Raw genomic sequence first — 203 nt, forward strand, 5'->3', positions numbered from 1 at the left:
TACGATGTATCTGAGGGTCTGTAGCTCAGTTGGTTAGAGCACACGCTTGATAAGCGTGGGGTCACAAGTTCAAGTCTTGTCAGACCCACCACTATCTGACTACAGAAGAAAAGATACATTGACTTATTGATAAGCTGGGGACTTAGCTTAGTTGGTAGAGCGCCTGCTTTGCACGCAGGAGGTCAGGAGTTCGACTCTCCTAG

General features: G+C 47.8%; 1 tRNA gene. It reads left to right on the plus strand.

The window, feature by feature from the left end:
* Nucleotides 1-14: 14 nt before the first annotated feature.
* Nucleotides 15-91: transfer RNA gene (locus NI469_RS15820), tRNA-Ile, on the plus strand.
* The last annotated feature ends 112 nt before the right edge of the window (nt 92-203 follow it).

The organism is Acinetobacter lwoffii (genome assembly GCF_024129735.1).
GTDB lineage: Bacteria > Pseudomonadota > Gammaproteobacteria > Pseudomonadales > Moraxellaceae > Acinetobacter > Acinetobacter lwoffii_H.